Origin of the sequence: Marinifilum fragile (genome assembly GCF_963677365.1) — a bacterium.
Taxonomy (GTDB): domain Bacteria; phylum Bacteroidota; class Bacteroidia; order Bacteroidales; family Marinifilaceae; genus Marinifilum; species Marinifilum fragile.
Genome location: NZ_OY781962.1, coordinates 934420 through 954788, shown reverse-complemented (window position 1 = coordinate 954788; position 20369 = coordinate 934420). Strand labels below are relative to the sequence as shown.

Annotated in this window: 12 protein-coding genes; 3 read left to right on the top strand and 9 right to left on the bottom strand. The window is 35.0% G+C overall.

Features of this window, described 5'->3' with window-relative positions; all coding sequences use genetic code 11:
• Window positions 1–25: 25 nt before the first annotated feature.
• From ACKPCA_RS03590 to ACKPCA_RS03575, 4 genes are all read right to left on the bottom strand, one after another.
• A complete protein-coding gene (locus ACKPCA_RS03590; RefSeq protein ID WP_321281447.1) occupies window positions 26–2302 on the bottom strand; it encodes a GH92 family glycosyl hydrolase in 2277 nt (758 codons plus the stop codon).
• 217 nt (window positions 2303–2519) lie between these two features.
• The gene (locus tag ACKPCA_RS03585) at window positions 2520–4379 is read right to left on the bottom strand and encodes a LamG domain-containing protein (protein ID WP_321281446.1); all 1860 of its coding nucleotides are present in this window, start codon (window positions 4377–4379) and stop codon (window positions 2520–2522) included.
• A gap of 20 nt (window positions 4380–4399) precedes the next feature.
• Entirely contained in the window at window positions 4400–5959 is a 1560-nt protein-coding gene (locus tag ACKPCA_RS03580; RefSeq protein ID WP_321281445.1) for a SusD/RagB family nutrient-binding outer membrane lipoprotein, read from the bottom strand.
• An 18-nt stretch (window positions 5960–5977) separates the two neighbouring features.
• Complete coding sequence (locus tag ACKPCA_RS03575) at window positions 5978–9133, bottom strand: SusC/RagA family TonB-linked outer membrane protein (protein ID WP_321281443.1); 3156 nt, start codon at window positions 9131–9133, stop codon at window positions 5978–5980.
• Window positions 9134–9529: 396 nt separating this feature from the next.
• Here ACKPCA_RS03575 and ACKPCA_RS03570 point away from each other — a divergent pair, with 396 nt between their 5' ends.
• The gene (locus ACKPCA_RS03570) at window positions 9530–12058 is read left to right on the top strand and encodes a hypothetical protein (RefSeq protein WP_321281442.1); all 2529 of its coding nucleotides are present in this window, start codon (window positions 9530–9532) and stop codon (window positions 12056–12058) included.
• Between the two features lie 118 nt (window positions 12059–12176).
• On the opposite strand, the gene ACKPCA_RS03565 is transcribed toward ACKPCA_RS03570, so the two are convergent.
• From ACKPCA_RS03565 to ACKPCA_RS03555, 3 genes are read right to left on the bottom strand one after another with little or no spacing between them, the layout of a single operon-like run.
• Window positions 12177–13274, bottom strand: coding sequence for an ROK family protein (locus tag ACKPCA_RS03565; RefSeq protein WP_321281441.1), 1098 nt, complete (start codon window positions 13272–13274; stop codon window positions 12177–12179).
• A gap of 19 nt (window positions 13275–13293) precedes the next feature.
• Window positions 13294–14451 carry an MFS transporter gene (locus tag ACKPCA_RS03560; RefSeq protein ID WP_054720030.1) on the bottom strand — a complete coding sequence of 386 codons (1158 nt, stop codon included), beginning with the start codon at window positions 14449–14451 and terminating at the stop codon, window positions 13294–13296.
• Between the two features lie 10 nt (window positions 14452–14461).
• Complete coding sequence (locus ACKPCA_RS03555) at window positions 14462–15460, bottom strand: LacI family DNA-binding transcriptional regulator (RefSeq protein WP_321281440.1); 999 nt, start codon at window positions 15458–15460, stop codon at window positions 14462–14464.
• Between the two features lie 202 nt (window positions 15461–15662).
• On the opposite strand from ACKPCA_RS03555, the gene proC reads away from it, so the two are divergent.
• Window positions 15663–16460 carry a pyrroline-5-carboxylate reductase gene (gene proC, locus ACKPCA_RS03550; protein ID WP_054720024.1) on the top strand — a complete coding sequence of 266 codons (798 nt, stop codon included), beginning with the start codon at window positions 15663–15665 and terminating at the stop codon, window positions 16458–16460.
• A 58-nt stretch (window positions 16461–16518) separates the two neighbouring features.
• Here the strand turns inward: proC and ACKPCA_RS03545 are convergent, their stop codons facing one another.
• Window positions 16519–18609 carry a T9SS type A sorting domain-containing protein gene (locus tag ACKPCA_RS03545; protein ID WP_321281438.1) on the bottom strand — a complete coding sequence of 697 codons (2091 nt, stop codon included), beginning with the start codon at window positions 18607–18609 and terminating at the stop codon, window positions 16519–16521.
• Between the two features lie 197 nt (window positions 18610–18806).
• On the opposite strand from ACKPCA_RS03545, the gene ACKPCA_RS03540 reads away from it, so the two are divergent.
• Entirely contained in the window at window positions 18807–19187 is a 381-nt protein-coding gene (locus ACKPCA_RS03540; protein WP_054720018.1) for a response regulator, read from the top strand.
• On the opposite strand, the gene ACKPCA_RS03535 is transcribed toward ACKPCA_RS03540, so the two are convergent.
• Entirely contained in the window at window positions 19184–20368 is a 1185-nt protein-coding gene (locus ACKPCA_RS03535) for a SpoIIE family protein phosphatase (protein WP_054720015.1), read from the bottom strand. The two genes, ACKPCA_RS03540 and ACKPCA_RS03535, sit on opposite strands and share 4 nt — an antisense overlap.
• Between the last annotated feature and the right edge of the window lies 1 nt (window position 20369).

Sequence of the window (20369 nt, the reverse complement as noted above, 5' to 3'; positions counted from 1 at the left end):
TCAATTCAATAATTTTCTTGATTCCTTAGTATACAACTGATTTCGGTCTATCTTTCATTTTAGAACCAAATTCTTTATTTGGTTTTGGCCCCATTTCAAACACCAACTCACCACCATTCATGATGTCTTTATGAGTAATGAATGACTTGGTATAATCCTGGCCATTTAATTTCACCGACTGGATATACATATTCTCCTTACTATTGTTATTGACAAGAATGGTAAATGATTTGTCTGCACTTAGATTAATGCTTACTTTATCAAATAAAGGTCTACCGAATACATAAGCACCATTAGAAGGATTTACTGGATAAAAACCCATCGACGACATTACGTACCAAGCTGACATTTGACCACAGTCTTCATTACCACATAATCCATCAGGCTTATCAGTATACAATTCGTTAAGGATATAATCTACTTTATCAGCAGTTTTATACTGTTCTCCTGCAAATGCATACAAATAGGTTATGTGATGGCTTGGTTCATTCCCGTGAGCATATTGTCCAATTAATCCAGTAATATCAGCAGAAGCTCCTTCTTCCAAGTCTGAAGAAATAGAGAATAAGCTGTCTAGTTTTGTTAGAAATGGTTTATCCCCACCAAACAATTGAATTAGTCCTTCCGGATCTTGAGGAACTAACCAAAGGTATTGCCATGCATTTCCTTCACAGTAATCATTTACTCTGTGCTGAGCTGATACAGGATCGAATGGAGTTCTCCAGCTACCATCTTTCATTCTACCTTTCATGAATTTGTCATTTGGATCGAAATATTTTTGGTAAGCTTTAGCTCGTTCTGTAAAATACTTAGCATCTTCATGCTTACCTAATTTTTTCGCCAACTGAGCAATTCCCCAATCGCTAATCGCATATTCCATGGCTCTTGCAACAGATTCGTGCATCATATCGCAAGGAATGTATCCATACTTCTGTAATTCTTTAACTCCTGGCTCAAAATCACCCATTGCTGTAGTTTTTACAGCTTCATATGCCAAATTGATATCAAAACCAGTAAAACCTTTAAGGCAGGCATCCACAACCACAGGCACCGCACTATATCCAACCATTGTATTGGTTTCGTTTCCTCTCAAATGCCAAATTGGGAGCTTACCCTGATGCTTGTAAATTTCAAGCATAGAATTGATCATATCGGGTACCCTTTCCTGTTGTGTAATTGTATACAATGGATGAGCAGTTCTATAAGTATCCCATAATGAGAATAAAGTGTAATTGGTACTGTTGGTATTGTTGTAAACCTTTTTATCGGTTCCTCTGTAATCACCATTCACATCATCGAAAATGTTAGGAGCAATTAGTGTATGATACATAGCAGTATAGAATACTCTTTTATCCTTCTCACTTTGAGTCTCAATATGAATTTTTTCAAGTTCTTTGTTCCATTTGGCTTTGTTCGCGGCAAGAATCTCATTGAAATTCCAATTTGGCATTTCTGTTTTGATATTTAGCAAAGCATTTTCCATACTAACTGGAGACATTCCAAACTTCACCTGAAGTTTCTCAAAAGACTCTGTGGAAAAATTAAGAAAGGCTTTGATAGCTTTCCCTTTTCCTGCATCTCCCTTTAATTTTTCATCTGCATCATAAACCACGATATCTTTTATTGGCTTTGACAAAACCATTGCAAAATACTCACGTTGATCTGCAGCCCAACCTTTTGAAAAGCGATAGCCTGCCACAATTGTATCATTTACCTTATGAAAGAAAGTTTCTGTTGCCTGATCTCCATTACCTTCTTTTAAATCAATAATCAATCTGGATTGTTCTGATTTTGGATAGGTAATTTGATGCATGGCAACCCTTTCGGTAGTTGTCATTTCAACACCTACATTATAGGTATCCAAAAACACTTTATAATAACCAGCTTCGGCTTTTTCAGTATCATGACTGTAATAAGAAGCATAACCTTCTTCTGGATTTTCTTGAGAACCTGGATTTATTTTCAATTCACCAACAGCAGGCATAATTAAAAACTCACCCAAGTCGGTACAACCTGTTCCGCTCAAATGCAGATGTGAAAATCCCTTAATAATACTATCTGAATAGTGATAAGATGAACACCAATCCCATCCTTTATGAAAATTGCTAGGTCCAGCCTGAATTGCCCCAAAAGGTACACTGGCTCCAACAAACACATGACCATGTCCACCTGATCCAATATATGGGTCGACATATTGAGTTAAACTATCATCATTTGTCTTACCATCAGTTAGCTGGCAGGATGCAAATGCACCCAACAACAATGACAATCCTAGTGTTTTGATTGATTTAAATTTTTGCATTTGGTTTTACTATAAGGTTCTGTAATAAGGTTGATATATAATAAGCTTATCGCTCTAATATTTGTCTAATTTAATACACCTTTTGATAAAAGGCTACAAAACAATCCTTCTTTTTATATTAGGTAGAAGCAAACCTATCATTCTGATTTTTACCCCTAGGCTATATTGATAATGGGAGCTACCGGAAGGCAGCTCCCAAATAAATTGTAAGTAATTATTATTCAACAACATTCCATGAGATTCCTCTCATATGTGCTTTGTAATTTCCAGTTTCATCAGTAAACTTCACACCTTTAACTCTATTAAGTGGTAAGTAAACATTCAAACCTGTTTCAGTACCAGTAATTTCTGAATCAAGATCAGCTGCATCGCGAGCAACATCCCATAAACGGAAGTCTTTGATGTAGCCATCCATTTTACCCCAGCCATTACCTAGCCACATTTCACCCCATCCAGATACATTAGGAGCACCTATATCTTCAAATACAGCTTTTTCTATACCATCAACAAAGATTTTGGTAGTACGAGCAGCATCATCATGAACAAGAGCAACATGTTGCCACTCTCCTGTTTTCATAACCAAAGGATCTGTCTTAGGACCTTGCCATCCGTTTCCAGCATTTGTGAAGTTCCACAAACCACCTGATTTAAGGACATTCTCTTCAGTCAATTCGTCATATCCATATACCCAAACTCCATATTCTCCATTGTTGAAGAATTCGCCTGTTCCATAACCAAACAATGATTTTACTTTAACATTAAACTCAACAGTATAATCACCTTGTGGGGTATAATTTGGTGTAATTCTTAATCCAATAGCAGAAGGTACGTCTCTATCAACTAGAATACCATCAGTATCAGCTACCAACATAGAATTTATCAGCTTAATTGCACTTTGTAAACCTTCAGCCTTTTCATCCAATGCAGTTTGACGACCTTCTTTAGCAAGTGCTTCATTAGCATCTGCAATTAACTCATCAATGTAAGCAATAGTTCCAACAGGATAATCATCATCCTGATCACCTTCTACCACTTCAGCTTTAAATTCTGTAATTTCAACAATGGCAGCTTCAAGTTTTGTTTTGTCTAAAACAATCACTGGTGGTTCCGCAACCCATTCTATTTTTCCCTGAAATTTTGCAGTATAATTACCAGTAACATCTTTAAATTCAGAACCTAAATCAGCGCTTAATGGTAAAAACATTTCAAGATTAGCTTCGGTTCCAGTTAAAGTAGCTGTTTTATTATCAGCAATTTCTGAATCAGTACGAGCACCTTTCCAAACTCTAACATCTTTAACTACAGCATTTACAACACGGTCTGTCCAGGTTGGTCCATTACCAATAACAAAGCTCTTGTCAGCACCTGGCAAATAAGTTTGTGTTTGTGACAACACTTCAACCCCATTTACATATAGTTTTTGACTTGTAATTTCGTTAACAAATGCAATTTGCATCCATTCACCTGATTTCATTACACCAGGATCAGTCTTAACATCTCTCCAACCATCAGCTGTACCTACGTTAAGATGAATAACTCCGTCATTAAAGTATCTGATTACAAAACCACTATCAGGGCCATCTTGCTCAGTTGCGAAAATATTATTTGAATAACCTTTTTGGTTCAAGTCAACAACATAAATTTGAGTTTCAATGGTAAAACTTTCCTTAAATATCGGTTTGATATTATCCGAAATTTGTATCCATGTTTCATTTTCTTGCTGAATCCATGGCATTGCAACAGCAACAATATTTGCTTTAAATATATCGATATAGCGCTGTAATTTCACAGCTGCATCAGAAATATCATCCTGACTGTCTGCATTTTCCATCTTCCAGCGCACCCAGTCAATTACAGATTGTAACTCAGCCTTTGAACCTGGTTTTTGATCACCTGCATTAATTCCTTCCTCTGTAGTCTCGATTAGAGTTTCAGCTTCGGTAATTAATGTCTCTATAGAAGCAGTATTGAAGTTGCCTCCTTTATTATCGTCATCATCACAAGCTGCGAAGGTAAATACCATCAAAAAGGCAGCTAGGAAAGACCACGATTTTATATTTAATTTTATTGCTTTCATATTTTTAAACAGACTTAGATTTAAAAATTACTACTCATTACACCACTTGTTTTAGTTTTTGTATCAGCAGTATCCCACCAAACACGAATATCCATTCTGTCTTTTTCAACAGAATTCAATGATTCAGGCATACTGGCCTGGTCCATTTGGTGCGCATTGCTTGAGTAACGAATTCTTTTCACCCAGGTATCAGCAGCAACAGAAGCACTACTACTTACACCACCTTCAGGAAGTAAAATATCAGGATAATCTGTTCTACGGAAATCAGCCCATGCTTCAACACCATTCGGGAAATTTGCCACCCATTTCTGAACCATCAACTGCTTTAAAGATGCTTCGTTTGCACCTGATAGTGTAGGTAAGCCATCAATATATGTACTTGCAGCATCAGCATCAACACCCACATAATCCATAGATGCCTGAACACCTGCCATGTATAATGAATTAGCATCTCCCGGAATCCATCCTCTCATGGCTGCTTCGGCTTGCAGGAAAAGTACCTCTGAGTAGAACATTACAGGACAGTACATTGCATCCATACTGCCATCTCCTACGAAGTCGATGTATCCGCCTTCAAGATTGATGGTAGCAGCATTGTCCACTTCATCCGGATTGATTAGATTCTTTCCGTTTCTTAATCCATAGTAACGATCCGCTCCAAAGTCTTCCTTACTTGTTGCATTTCCTTCAACATTGTAAGTAAACCATATTGGCGTTCTTGGATCCTCGCCAGCTTTTGACTGAGTATATAAATAATCTGACATTGTTTGAGACATTCTGACATTGCCCCAGTTCCATGCCATTTGATGAAGGTAATCATACCATCCCTGGCTCCACATTGGTACTTTTGCCACATCGTTGTTGCTTGCCATTAATCCGTCAGGTCCATTAACAGCTGCTTTGGCCTCTGCTTCTGCTTTTGCTGGATCAGCATTGGAAATACGCATTGCCAGACGCAGTCTTAAAGAGTTCCCAAATTTTCTCCATTTAGAAAGTTCTCCTTCATAAATTAAATCGTAGCCTTCATTATATTCATACTGCTCTTCTCCATCTGTAATTGCATTTACAGCTGCATCTAATTTTGCAAACAAATCAGTATAAATTTCCTGCTGGGAAGTATAAGGAACAGCTTCTCCTGTACCTGCACCAAAATAAGGGATATCACCATAAGTATCCGTCATTCTGGACCAGCAATAAACCATCCAAATGTTCTTAATTGCTATGGCATTTGTATAATTTGAATCGTCACCAACCATATTGTCCATGGCCAGACTTCGTTGCAAATTTCTTGTATAAAATTCTTGCCACTGGTTCCCAATCCAACCATCAACATATTCGTAACGACCAGATTCAAATCCGGAAACGGTATTCGCCCAATATTGAGAATATAAGTCAGGATACAAATTCACATTACGTTGGTAATTTGCAAATACCTCCTGCTGCATTGCGTTCAGGAAATACCTTGGCTCGATATTGGTAACAGCATCAGATTTAGTGTTCATATCACCAAAGTCATCTGAGCAGCTACTGCTTAGAACAATTAGTCCCAGAGCAAATAGTATTATATTTATTTTCTTCATAATAATTTCCTTTTTCAATTAAAATCCAACATTTAGGGAAACTCCGTAAGTTCTTGTAGAAGGAACCGGAGAGAAGTCATAAGCCTGTGCTGCATAACTTGTACTGTATGCACTAGCATCAGGAGCTGTTCCCGGAGTATCCTTGTAGAAGTAGAAAAGGTTTCTACCTACAAATGAAATACGAGCTGATTTCACAGGATTGTTTGGAATCTTAGCAAGAATAGACTTTGGAAAGTTATAACCAATGGCCAATTCTTTTAATTTCATGTGAGAAGCATCATAAATAAATTCTTCGCCGATGCTTGCATATTGTCTCCAGTATTCTTCGGCTGTAACAATTACGTGGTTTGGAGTTCCATCAACAGTAACACCGTCAACAAAAAATGCCATACGATCGTTTGCTGCTGTTCTTGCTGCTGTACCTGCTGAAACAGCTCCCTGCTCAGAAGAAGAGAAAATATCACCTCCTTGTTGTATTGATACAAGAGCTGATAAATACAATCCTTTGTATTCAGCATTTAAGTTAATGGAACCAGTCCAGTCTGGCTGAAGGTTACCTAGAACTAAATCATCTTCTGAATTTCTTACCATCAAACCGTCATTACCAATAATAATCTGGCCATCTTCGCTTCTTACGTATTGTGATCCAATAATATCACCCATTTTTCTATTTTCGTAAGAATATACGCCCATTCCGTGTGGGTATCTATTAACTAGATCTGTCAATTCCTCAAGAACACCTTTATTTTTAGCAAAGTTAAAATCGATACCAATGCGTAAATCATTTGTTTTAACTGGTACAGTGGTCAACATTACCTCATAACCTTTGTTCACGATCAAACCAATGTTTGTCAGATTTTCTTTAGCACCAGTTGATTGAATCCCTTCAACAAAACCAATTTGGTTTTTAGATCTTTCATTATAGTACGTGAAATCTAATCCTAAACGGTTATTGAACAATCTGAAATCACCACCAAACTCGATAGAAGTTGATAATTCAGGCTCAAGTGTTGGATTTACCGTATGGTTTGGTACATTACCAATGGTCAAGTCATAATTCCAGTTGTCAAAAGAATAGGTTAAGCTGGATAAATAAGGATCGGTAGCCTTACCAACTTTTGCCCAAGCACCTCTTAGTTTCACGAATGAAATCCATTCTGGCAATTCAACAAATTCAGACACAATACCACTCAAACTTACAGATGGATAAGCATAATCATTTTTAAAATCAATGTCTCTTGATGTTAAAGTAGATGACCAGTCTTTTCTGTAGGTTAAATCAAGGAATATTCCGTTTTTATAAGCAATTTGTCCAAATGCATAAATAGAGCGAACTTCTGATTCTACCAACTCTTCCTTTGCATTGATATTTGAACCTGCTGTTAAGAAATTATCGCCTTCTGCAGTTAGTTTTCCAGAAGTTGCAGATAAAGTTTCGCGTTTGCTGTATCTGTTATTAGCTCCCACATTCATTCCAATCGAAAAATCGTCGTTCAGATCCTTGTTATAGGTTAACAAGAACTCATAATTCTCTTCCTTAAAATTCGATTGAGCAGGATTATAATCTGGTCTATTAGAATTTATATTATCAGCAAATAAGTATCCTTCTTTTGTACTTAACTGATAAAAATCCATACCATACTTTAACTTCGCTTTTAGATTGGAAGTTAATTTCACATTTGCCGCCACATAACCAAATGTTCTGTTTTTCTCATCTGAGTTTGTGGTTTGCGCCTGTAAGAAATATGGGTTTCTTAGGTTGGCACTTGGATCTTCATATAGTTTCTCAACATGCTTACCTCCAATAATATCATAACCTGGGGCTAAATCCTGATTGCGAATATTCATTGGCATTGTGTTGAAGTATGATACATAGCTATAATTCCCCACCTCTGGACGTTCTTTTCCTTTTGTATTAAAGAAAGACACTTTTGTATCAATATTTAACCAGTTGTTAATATCGTAGTCAGCACGTAAATCAAAAGTAATTTTTTCAACTTTATGATCTTCATAGATACCATTCAGGATGTCCTTACCTAAAGAAACACGATATGCTCCTTCATCATTTCCACCAGTAAATGCCAAATTGTGCTTTTGACTAGTTCCTGTTCTGGTAAAATCTTTTAACCGATCTCTTTGTGCTTCAAATGGGATGGTTTCTCCAGTCCAGGACTCCAACATTTGGCCTGTCATTTCTGGGCCCCATGAAGATGTTGCTTTCTTACTATACTCTCCTTCTGATCCCTGCCCATACTTATCCTGAAGATCTAACATATAAGCAGCTTCAGACATGGTAAAGCTTCCTGAGTAAGAAACACCTAATCCTTTACCTCTGGTACCTTTTTTAGTAGTAACCAATACAACACCATTACCACCACGTTCTCCATAAAGAGCCGCAGCATTTGGTCCTTTCAAAACAGAAATCGACTCAATGTCTTCAGGGTTTAAATCAAAAGCACCACCAGAACGTGATGTCCCCCCCCAAACTGAACCATCGCGTTCTCCTCCATTATCGAAAGGAACACCATCTACAACCCACAGAGGCTCATCGTTCCCGATTAATGAACTAGATCCACGAATATCAATTCTTGAAGTTCCACCTATACCAGCTCCTGATTGGTTAATTTGAACCCCAGCAATCTTACCCTGCAAAGAAGACAACAAATCAGAGTTCCCTGTTTGTGTTAACTCTTCTGCCTTTACATCCTGTACTGCATAACCAAGAGCTTTCTTTTCTCTTTTAATACCTAAAGCAGTTACTACAACTTCGTCAACCTGCAAAGCATCAGCTGCCATAACAACGTCAATTACAGATTGAGAACCTACTGTAATTTCCTGTGTTGTCATTCCAACAAAACTAAATACCAATACACTTGATTCATCGACAGCAATTTGAAATTTACCATCAACATCTGTTACAGTTCCAACTGTTGTACCTTTTACAACAACAGACACCCCAGGTAGTGACATTCCAGACTCTTCAATAACTGTACCTGTCACAGTTTTCTGCACAGCTACGGTTGAATTGTCTTCAAATAAACTGTTAACGTTTGCATTTGCGGCAAAAGGCGAACCTAAAACTGCAACTAGCAAAGCTAAACTGCTAATCTTCCTTCCAAAGCTTAATGGGTTAGTTAAGATGGAATGAAGATTACTTAAATAGCATTTCTTCATAGTTAGTAAATATTAATTATACAATGAAAACAAAATCATGTGATTTTTTCTGGAGCCAATATTAGCGCAAACGTATTAATTCACGATTAATATTGAATTAATCACTAAATCAAATACATTAACCACCGCACTACAAGTTAGTTTTCAGCAGATTAGATTCATTAACTCAGATTTATTTTTTGAAAATCTGAAGAATTGAAATGCTTTTATAATTATTTAAATTGGAGGATGAACATTGGATGTGAATTTAAGAGGCAGGATTTCCTTAAACAACCATATAAATTGCGCCTTCTACAAGTTTTTTATAGCATCTTTCTTTATTCTGTAATAAGATTTGAATATCTTTGATTTTCACAAAGGATATTTAATTATTAACCAACTCTCTCTTTTTTAATCATGCGATTAATTAATTTCTTAATTCTTCTGTTAGTATTTATTCCAGATTTGTTCGCAGATCATGGAGTTTATTTTAAATCTAATGAAGTAAGCAAAGAAAATAGAACTGGCATTGATATTACACACAATGGCAATATTTCCTATACCAATAACTTTACCATTCATTTTAATTTATCCTTTCGGGAATCTGAAACTCATTATGGTGAAATACTTTCTCTTAAGGAAACTCATAATAAAAATCTAATTCAGGTTACTTATCGAATGCCAGACTTATTTGTGATATACAATAAGCGAGAAACCAAATTTCATATAGACCTGAAGGAAGAAGAAATACAGAATAACAGATGGGTTGATTTTGAGCTAAATATAGATGCGATTAATAATAAAATTAATTTGCAATTTGCTGACAAAAAACTGCAATCAGATCTTAATTTTCCTCAGAATTCTGATTTTGCATTATCATTGGGTGTCATCAATAAATACGGATTCTTTATTGATGAAGTACCTTCTATTTCGATAAAAGATTTAAGCATTAGAATAGATGGAGCACCTAAACATCTATGGCCATTCAAGAAAACAGATAATTTCTTGGTTAAAGACATTCTTTCCAGTAAAACAGCTAAAGTTTACAATCCTGATTGGGTAATTGATTATCACAACAAGTGGAAAAAAATACAAAGTTTAAATTTTTCTTCATTGCCTTCGTTGTTGTACGACAAGAAAAATGAACAAATCAATTTCATTTTCATGAATGGTACAATACAGAGCTTTGATCCATTAAGCAAAAGCCTAACAAAAGTAAATGAAAAGGTAAATGGTTTTCCTTGTTTTGAAAAAGCTCAGCAAATTATTTATAACAATAGTGGAGATATAACAACATACAGTTTCAACCATAACTTGATTTCCACTTATGATTCAGTTAATAACTCGTGGAACAACAAGATTGAGTCTACAGAGCATGACACTCCAAAACTGTGGCATCATAACAAATTGCTGCACCCTCAAACTAAAAATATTACAACTATATGTGGATATGGGTATTATTCTTATTTCAATGATATCCTATCTTTTAATCCTGAAACTAACAATTGGGATAAATTACAGTTTGCTGGAGATACAATTAAACCAAGGTATCTTGCTTCGTTAGGACAGTCTGGAAAAAACCCAAACTGTTACTACCTTTTTGGCGGTCTGGGAAATTCTATGGGCAAGCAAATCTTAGGAAAGGAATTTTATTACGATTTGCATAAAATCGATTTTAAAAATCAAGAGATAACATATTTATGGGACTACAAATGTGACGAACAATTTCAGTATCTGCCAATTAACAGCCTGAAGGTTACTGAAACAGATAGTAGTTTCTACACTTTAATGTTTCCATCAACAAAACAAAATACCTATTTAAGGGCCATTAAAGGTTTTATCAACGAGCCAGGCATTGCATTTATTGGAGATAGTATCCCATATAATTTTCTTGATATTGAATCTTTTGCGGATCTTTACTACTGGAATAGTGAGAATAAACTTATTGCCGTTACCTCTCACCGAAAAAAAGATATGACCTATGAAGTTAATATCTATACCATAAGTTACGAACCTGGAAATAAAGACAATTTTGATATTAACGGAGTAGGCTTGCCTCTTTCGGTTAAGATTTTTTACTCAATTCTTGTTATTTGTATCATCCTTCTTGGATTATTTATTTTCAGGAAAGTTAGAATGGATCGTAAAAAGAATGAATTCAAAACAAATTATACTTCTACCGAAATATTTGAAGACCCAATATCTGATTATCAAGCACCCAAACACAATGCCATTATTTTATTCGGAGGCTTTCAGGTTTTTGATAATAGAGGGAAAGATATTACTTATAGATTTAGTCCAACTCTGAAAGAACTATTTCTATTGATACTTTTAAATACAATTAATGAAGGGAAAGGAATATCTTCCAAAAGAATTCAGGAATATTTATGGCCTGACAAATCAGAAAGCAATGCAAAAAATAACAGAGGTGTTAATATCAAAAAGCTGAGAAGTATTCTTGAAGATTTACCAGGTACAGAAGTTGTTTTTGATAATAATTATTGGAAAATAATTCTTCCTGAAAATATATTCTGCGATTTAGAATATGTGCGAAATACGATAAAATTAATACGGGAACAAGGTAATATTGAAAATTTAGCTGAAATCATTATCATTCTTCAGCGAGGTTCAATGCTACAAGATATCTTCCCCGAGTGGTTAGATTCATTCAAGGACTTTAATACAGGATTAATAGTTAGTACTTTGGAAGAAATTCTTAAAGATGAAAATCTTGACAAAGCGATTAGTCTTGCTATATCAAACGTAATATTTCAATTTGATCAAATGAATGAAACTGCCCTAAAAACAAAATGTCATTTGTTGGCATCGCAAGGAAAACACAGTTTGGCAATTGAAACATTTGAGCACTACAGGAAACTATATCTGAAATTCTACAACGAGGAATACCAATTTACATTTAAGGATATTGTATCGAAAGACAATTAATCAAATAAAAAGCCTGACACATAACGAGTCAGGCTACTTTTAACTAATCTTCAATACTAATGTATGAAAAATCCGGAAAGAGTTGACAATGCTCCTCAATCCGGATATCACACTACTACTACAAATTTTTCAATGCAAATGCATAAGCTCCAATTCCAATGGCTTTGCTTGCTCCTAGTTTACTAGAGCATACAGCCAAACGTGGATTTGGATCGTATTTTATCGTTTTATCAGTACCAGGAATTTTTATTTCTCTTGAATGATCTGCTGCAAACTCAGAAAATTCACTCTCATTATCAATATTATAAACTTTCTGAACCAGTCTTGGTAATGCATCTCCACTTGAAGTATAACATTTGCCATTCATTTCTTCCAATGCAGCTGGCATATATAAATCGTGAGCGCCTGTTAGACCTCCTCCAATAACAGCTATTCCATCTGTGATTGTCAATAAATTCGCTAAGCTATCGCCCAAACATTTTCCAAAAATTTTAAATGATTCCAATGCTGCATCACTATCTGGATTACTCTGATCCATTGCCACATCGTAAACATCTTTTGGCATTAAATCTTTAGGATATTCGCTTTTTGCACGAGAAAGAAACTCTCTTTGTATAGCTCTTGTGCTAATTCCCTCTTCAGCAAAACGCTCTGGATAAATACGACTACTTGTTAACCAAACCTCAGTAGCAATTGAGTTATCCCCAATTAGTAATTCATCGTTGTGGACCAAACCACCACCAAATCCAGTTCCTAAAGTAACTCCTATCAGATTTTTATATCGTTTTGGACTTCCAGCCTGTACCAACTTACTATTAATTTCAGGTAAGACACCACCTAATGCTTCACCATATGCAAATAAGTCACCATCATTATTAATAAATACAGGAATGTCAAATTTTTCCTGTAGCATTGCCCCTAATGCAACACCTCCCCTAAATGCAGGTAAATTAGGTAAATCTCCAATAATACCATTTTTATAATCCGCAGGTCCAGGAAAAGCAAAACTAATTGCAACCGGTTTCTCATTCAATTTATTGGACACTTCTTGAAACCCGTCAACAATATTTTGCAAACACAAATCTAAATTGTCTGCATTAGATGGTTTTCTTATGGGCTCAACTACTTCTTCCCCACTTTTCATCGCCGAGAAAACAAAATTCGTTCCTCCAGCATCAAGAGTCATTACAACTCTCTCATCTCTCCAAATGTTCATTCTATTCTTCTTTAAGAATTTATTTTTTATCTGATTTTGCAAAAAGATTACCCAAATACAAGAAGTAAAGTAAGCATACCAACAGTACAATTACACCACCTATTTGACTTCCAACTGCATCGGAAACAACACCTAAAAATAAAGCAATTGCTCCACCTGAAACACCCATGATCATTAAACCAGAAACCTCGTTTGCTCTTTCAGGTTGTCTCTTAAGAGCATAAGAGAAAATAATTGAGAACAGGTTAGCACAAGCAAATCCAACAATAAAAATAAATACCGAAAGCAATACAAGATTACTAACCACCAACATTCCAACAAATCCAAGAATACCAAGAATCACACTGTAAATGAAAATTTTACCCGGTGCATATTTCGCCAGAATAATAGCTCCTAAGAAAGTACCCACAGTACGTGCAACAAAATAAAGACTAATTCCTAAAGCAGCTTGATCCAAAGGAATACTACATCTTTCCATTAAATATTTTGGAATGGTTACATTTAAACCAACATCAATACCAACCACCAAAAGGATACCAATAAAAAAGGCAAGAATGTATTTGTCTTTTAACAGACTAAAACATCCAATCACGGACACATTCTTCTCTTCCTGTTCTTCCTTATCAATTGAAGTCATCCACAACCATAAAGTTGAAATCAAAGTGATCCCTGCATAAAGTGGAAAAATCAATTTCCAATTACCAAGACTTCCTGCCGCAAACCCAGCAATAATAGGTCCTAAAAAAGCAGCAATTGCTTTTACAAACTGACCTAAAGTTAAACTACTTGCCAATTTTTCTCCTGACACCACATTGGTTAACAAAGGATTCAACGCAACTTGGATAATGGTATTCCCAATACCTAAAAATGCAAAAGCAACCAGTATAACTGTAAAGTTGTACGAAATCAATGGTACAAGCATTGCAAGAAAAGTAATTGCCATACTTAATAAAACCGTATTTTTTCTACCAATTTTATTCATAAGTAGCCCCGTTGGTACAGAAAATACCAGGAACCATGCAAATACCATAACCGGCAAAATATTCGCCAATGTGTCGCTTAACTGAAAATCTGATTTTACGTAATTCGTTGCAATACCAACAACATCTACAAATCCCATAATAAAAAACCCAAACATCACAGGAAGGATTTTCGCAATTGAAGACTTTTCTTTCATAAATAGTTAATTATAAACGTTCTATTAATTTTGGTTCTAAAACAATTCTTTTGCTTATGCGTTCTTTTTCATTCATCACTTCTTCAAGAATACCCACGGTATAGTTGGCAATCTTTTCGATAGGTTGAGCAACAGAACAAACTATTGGTTTGGAATAATCGAACAAATCCAAATTATCAAAGCTCACAAACTTTACATTCTCAATTTTCTCTTTGTGAAATATATTCATTGCCCAAATTGCTTGAGCAGTGATCTGGTTATTGGTGAATACAACAGCATCCACTTGCTCTTCCATCAAATACTGTAATTGAGCTTTAGTACTTTCTTTTAGATTATTATTATCAACAATTCTAATCAAACGATCATCAATGTGTATATTATTATCGCTTAAAGCTTCACGATAACCATCAATCCTTAGTTTTAAGGAATAAACATTTGGTGTAATGGAAAGTAATCCTATTTTTTCTGCTCCTTGGTGAATCACTTTTTGGACTGCATTCTTCATCGCTTTTTTATTCTCAACAAGAATATAGTTTCCCAAAAAATCTGGATGTTCCCTATCGAAAAACACCATTGGGAAACGTTGAGAGGTTAATGTATTTAGCATTCCTAAATTTTCGAAAGATGAAGCCAGAATAAGTCCATCAACCTGTCGGTTCACAAACATATTTAACAGCAAATCTTCTTTTTCCTGAGTTTCATCAGTACTTCCAATGATCAAATGATATCCTTTATCTGCCAGTAAATCTTCAATCAGGCGTCCAATTTTGGCATAAAACGGGTTGGATATATCAGGTACTAAATAGCCAATTGTATTGGTTTTACCTTTTTTTAAACTTTTAGCTATCTGGTTGGGCTGATAATTTACTTCGCGAACATATGCAAGTATTTTTTCTTGTGTTTTCTTGCTGATATTCTTTTCGTCTCCTTTGTTATTTAAAACAAAAGAAACCGTTGTTTTTGAATAACCTAGCTCCTGAGCTATATCTTTTATAGATTTCTTTTTCAAGATATTTATTTTTACTAAACCGTTTTACTAAATCGATTTATCAAAAGTATAACATTTTTTGAAAGAATGAAAATTTTTGCCCAAAACTCATATCATTTAATTGATAATTAAGTAAGGCTTTTTTAAATAAATTGTATTTTTATCTAATTATCAAGCGTATTTTCACACCTTTTACCTGATTATATAAAATAAATTATAACAGATGAAAAACCAAAAAATTTGTATCATTGGATGTGGTAATCTTGGAAAATCAATAGCCAAAGGATTATTGGAACATCAGGATTTTAATTCTGAAAACGTTATTGCAACTAGAAGAAAACTCAAATTTATAGAAGATTTAAAACCTTCTGGTGCTGAAATTACAACTGATAATCTATATGCCGTTAAAAACTCTAATATCATTTTAATAGCCGTTAAACCTTATAATGTTGATAAAATCATTCGTGAAATTAAACCTGAAATAAAAGAAGGGAAACACATATTGATTTCGCTGGCTACAGGTTTAGGTACTCATGAAATTTCTGAAATGCTAGATCATAAAATTCCGGTTTTTAGGGCTATGCCAAACATTGCTGCCGATATTAGAGAATCAATTACCTGCATTTGTAGCAAGAACTCATCCGCCGAACATACTCAAAAAGTAAAATCTATATTTGATGCAATAGGTGAAAGTTTAATCATCAATGAAGAATTAATGGAAGCTGCAACAATACTGGGAGCTTGCGGGATTGCTTTTGTTTTTCGATTCATTCGGGCAATGATTCAGGGAGGCATACAGATTGGTTTTGACGCAAACACAGCAAATCAAATTGTTTCTCAAACAGTAAAAGGTGCAGCCAAAATGTTACAAGAAAACAATAATCATCCTGAATCTGAAATAGATAAAGTTACAACACCTAAAGGTTGTACCATTGTTGGTTTAAACGAAATGGAGCATCAAGGTTTCTCTTCATCATTGATCAGAGGAATTGTAACTTCTTTTGAAAAAATTGAAAAGTAGTATATTTTTTTTACGCACCATAAATGATGAGTTATTCCCAAACAGAATGACTCATCGTTTATTTCACAAGAAGTAATTTTCGCTTTAATATCTCACCATCCACATTCATCTTCAGAATATAGACTCCAGCCGAAAGACCTTTTAGGTTAAATACCAAAGTATTACTAAAACTAGGTATGATTCCATTTCTCACTTCCATACCAGTACTTGAATATACACTCCAACTTATTTCGCTATATAAAATTTTACTTAGATCAATTGTAAATTTATCGACAGATGGATTTGGATAAATGGTCAAAAGCCTGTCATAATTCATTTCAATCTGTTTTGAGATACTTGTACTTCCACAATCGTTTGTACCTGTCAAACTCACTGTATATTCTCCAACATTAAGATATTCATGACTTGGACTAACTTCATCTGAGGTATTTCCATCTCCTAGATTCCAAGTAAAAGAATCAAAATCTATTGATTGGTTAATTAAGCTAAGCTGTCTTTTTTGTATTGTATAATCAAAAACAAGTTTTGTCATATCAATAACTTTTACTTCTCTACTGATTTCAATATCCGTACCATTTGAGGTATAGCTAAACAGAATTGATTTATTCCCCACAGAACTGTAGGATACATTATGAGGTCCAGATCCAACAGCTTGTGTTGGTGTAGCATCATCACCAAAATCCCAAAGCATATTTTCCGCTCCTTCATTAACGATAGCTTCCACCGTAAAATCATTACCAACGCATCTACTAGTTACATCAATCTTAAAAGACGGATCATATCCGTCCAAAGTTTCCACTCCCAAATTCAATGGGTCCAACCAATGTTTTAATTGTTCATTGATATTAGAATAGTTTGCCCAACTTTCTGAAAATTTTGAATAGTAATCATTAACAGAATTACCACAGAAAGCATCACCTCCCGTTAAATCACCAATTATTCTATGTTGCTCATCAAAAAGAGGCGATCCCGATGAACCTCCCTCAGTTGTTCCAACTTCCCAATCTAATATTTGCCAACTTGTATTCTCATCAAAAGTGTAACGAGCATCCGAATAAGTAGCAGTAACAGGAGCATCATTATCAATGGAAATCTTTTTTGCATCACCACTCGGATGATGAATACATACTGTATTCGCCGGAACTCTTCCTGATCTATCCCATCCCGCATAATATGGAGTATAAGATACAGGCGGAGTATCTGAAAGTTCCAGTAGTGTAAAATCTATATTTTCAGTTGTTGCCTTTAACACTGCTCCCGAAATGGACTGACTCTTAATTCCATCATTAGTATTACAATCAGAATTCTCATAGTTAAAATAAAAGATTGCACCATCAGCAACCTCTTGTTCATGCATAACATGATAGGCAGTTAATAAATATGGTGTTCCATCTTGATTCGTATTATTTACTAATGCTCCCGAAGCAATATACCCACTGCCATTTACAACGTAAGAAATGTGACAAACCGATTTTTTCATTACTTGCCAGGCACCTCCTTCCTCACAATTAATATCAACATTACAACCACCAGAGTCTCCCAACATTTTTGTTGTTGATTCAGTCCCTTTTAGCAAATTAAAAATGTTTTTATAATCATGTAGGATTGATCCAATTTCAATTTCAGCATTAAAATCAACTATCGCTGGTTCTATATACTCCATGGTAAGCTGATCTCCTTTTAAGGCTTCAATTGCAAATCTTCCTGATAATTTATTATTCTTATGAGTGTATGCACCCAAAATGCGGTTGGATTGAGCGTTGTAAACAAACAATTTAGATCCTGGTGGTATCCTAAACTTTGAAAGCATAAGTCCTAACGAGAAAGCACCTTCCGACTTAATGGAAAATCTCCAGACTCTTCTTCCATCACTTAGTTCTTCCCAAACACCATCTTCATCTATGCTGTAATCTACATTATAAGAATATGCATATTGCGCATATTTGAGCCTAACTCCAATATTATTATCATTCTCAACTACCGATTTCGATAATAATTTAAATTTAGGAAGTTCGACAAGCTTAAGGTTGGAATTAGCACCGCCATTTTTAAACAAAGGGCTACCACCATGTGAAATTTGTGCTTTTACAGCAAATGAGAGAATGAAAAGACTCAATACAAGTCCTGTTCTGATTAGTTTATATATCATGAGATTTTTTCTAGAGATTCTCAAAAATAACAATAAAGCTGATAAAGTCAATCTGTAAAAGTATATAGTCAGCCTAATTAATGCCAATATTCAATAATTAAGCTTAAAGAATATTTTCATGCATGAAAGAAGACGTTCTTTTTCCAAAAAAAATAATTAAATTTGATAACCGAATATTGAAAACCTAATTACACCCAATGAGCACCGAGACTTTTAACTGGTCTGAAAAAACTATTCTAATAGCTGAAGATGTTGCATCAAATTATCTGTTTTTGGAGGAGGTAATTGGAAGAACTGGAGCTAAAATCCTGTGGGCTAAAAATGGTCAAAATGCCATTGAAATGTTTACGCAAAACAATATTGATTTAATTCTTATGGACATACAAATGCCATTACTAAATGGATTTGATGCCACTCGAGCGATCAAAAAAATCAATCCTAAAGTTCCGGTTATTTCACAAACGGCTTATGCTATGGCTGAAGACAGAGGAAAAAGTATCGCTGCTGGCTGCGACGATTATATTTCTAAACCAATTTCAAGTCAGAAACTATTACATCTTATAAATAAGTACTTCTAAATAAAAGTTAAGCTTACATCCTTTAAAAACTTTTCTTCCAGTAAACCTACAATCTTCTTTACCACGGTTCTTCTAATTTCAAGTTCTACAGGCAAGCTTGGATCCTGATGAGCAAAATTTATACGAGTACCGGATATGATTGAAATCTTATCACTCTGTAACAAATAATGCACAATTTGATCAGCAGGTCCATCTCCCAAATCATAATCAATAGTATATTCGTCCAAGATTCGAGCTACTTTTCCTATGGTAAGAATTCCCTCTGTAACCAAGTTGATACCTTCCATATATGATGCTGGTGGTAATTCAGGATCAGTAATTTTCATACCTGCCGCAAATTTTAAATTCAACTCTCGAGCAAGTATTTCAGCAGTGGTACCTCCACAGATAATTTTCTTTCCCTTAAAGTGATAAACACGCATTGCGTATTCAGAATCTTTGTCCTTTTCAAAAGGTGGTCCGGTACAAATTAAAAGCTTTCTTGGCTCTCTATAGTATATTACCCCTGCACTGGTATCATCTTTAGGTTCATCATTGTCATTTCTGGATGCCTTCTTCACCAATTGCAAACCTAAATTTCTTGCAGATATAAATGGTGTTGTTCGTACAATATTCTTTACGTAATTCAATGCATTCTCGTGCCCCCAACCAAATGGCAACTCTCTACTTCCCATTCCCGATTGCATAATGCCATCGGACCAAAACAAAATTCTATCCTCTTTTCTTGCCGTAAACGAACAAGTTCTTAACTGTTTTCCTTGATTCTCTTCACTATCAAGAGTTATTGTTCTCCATCCTGGATCATAAACTTCAGCTCCACGCATAACTACACAACAAGGATTATCAAACTCTATAATTCTGGTTGTTCCATCATATTCAATATCTATAATGGTGAATGTAGAGTAGCTAACCTTTCGAACACTACAAACAGGTAGCGTGTTCATGATAATTTCGGCAATTGATATTACATCCTTATGCTCCGCCGTAAAATTCATTGCCATAGAAGCCGTAAGTGTTGCCAAAACATTTGCTTTTACACCACTCCCCATTCCATCACTTAAAACTGCAATTGTTCTGTTTTCCTCTTTTATTCTTCTAGAAAGAAAAACATCACCACAAATCATATCCCCATGATGGTATAACTGCTGACAATCAATATCAATGTGAAATTTATCTTCCATT

Coding starts and splice junctions, on each gene's coding strand:
- ACKPCA_RS03565 (WP_321281441.1), bottom strand. CDS start 13,274: ATGAACATTTGGAGAGATGAGAGAGTTGTAATGACTCTTGATGCTGGA.
- proC (WP_054720024.1), top strand. CDS start 15,663: ATGAAAAACCAAAAAATTTGTATCATTGGATGTGGTAATCTTGGAAAA.
- ACKPCA_RS03580 (WP_321281445.1), bottom strand. CDS start 5,959: ATGAAGAAAATAAATATAATACTATTTGCTCTGGGACTAATTGTTCTA.
- ACKPCA_RS03560 (WP_054720030.1), bottom strand. CDS start 14,451: ATGAAAGAAAAGTCTTCAATTGCGAAAATCCTTCCTGTGATGTTTGGG.
- ACKPCA_RS03545 (WP_321281438.1), bottom strand. CDS start 18,609: ATGATATATAAACTAATCAGAACAGGACTTGTATTGAGTCTTTTCATT.
- ACKPCA_RS03585 (WP_321281446.1), bottom strand. CDS start 4,379: ATGAAAGCAATAAAATTAAATATAAAATCGTGGTCTTTCCTAGCTGCC.
- ACKPCA_RS03570 (WP_321281442.1), top strand. CDS start 9,530: ATGCGATTAATTAATTTCTTAATTCTTCTGTTAGTATTTATTCCAGAT.
- ACKPCA_RS03535 (WP_054720015.1), bottom strand. CDS start 20,368: ATGGAAGATAAATTTCACATTGATATTGATTGTCAGCAGTTATACCAT.
- ACKPCA_RS03590 (WP_321281447.1), bottom strand. CDS start 2,302: ATGCAAAAATTTAAATCAATCAAAACACTAGGATTGTCATTGTTGTTG.
- ACKPCA_RS03575 (WP_321281443.1), bottom strand. CDS start 9,133: ATGAAGAAATGCTATTTAAGTAATCTTCATTCCATCTTAACTAACCCA.
- ACKPCA_RS03540 (WP_054720018.1), top strand. CDS start 18,807: ATGAGCACCGAGACTTTTAACTGGTCTGAAAAAACTATTCTAATAGCT.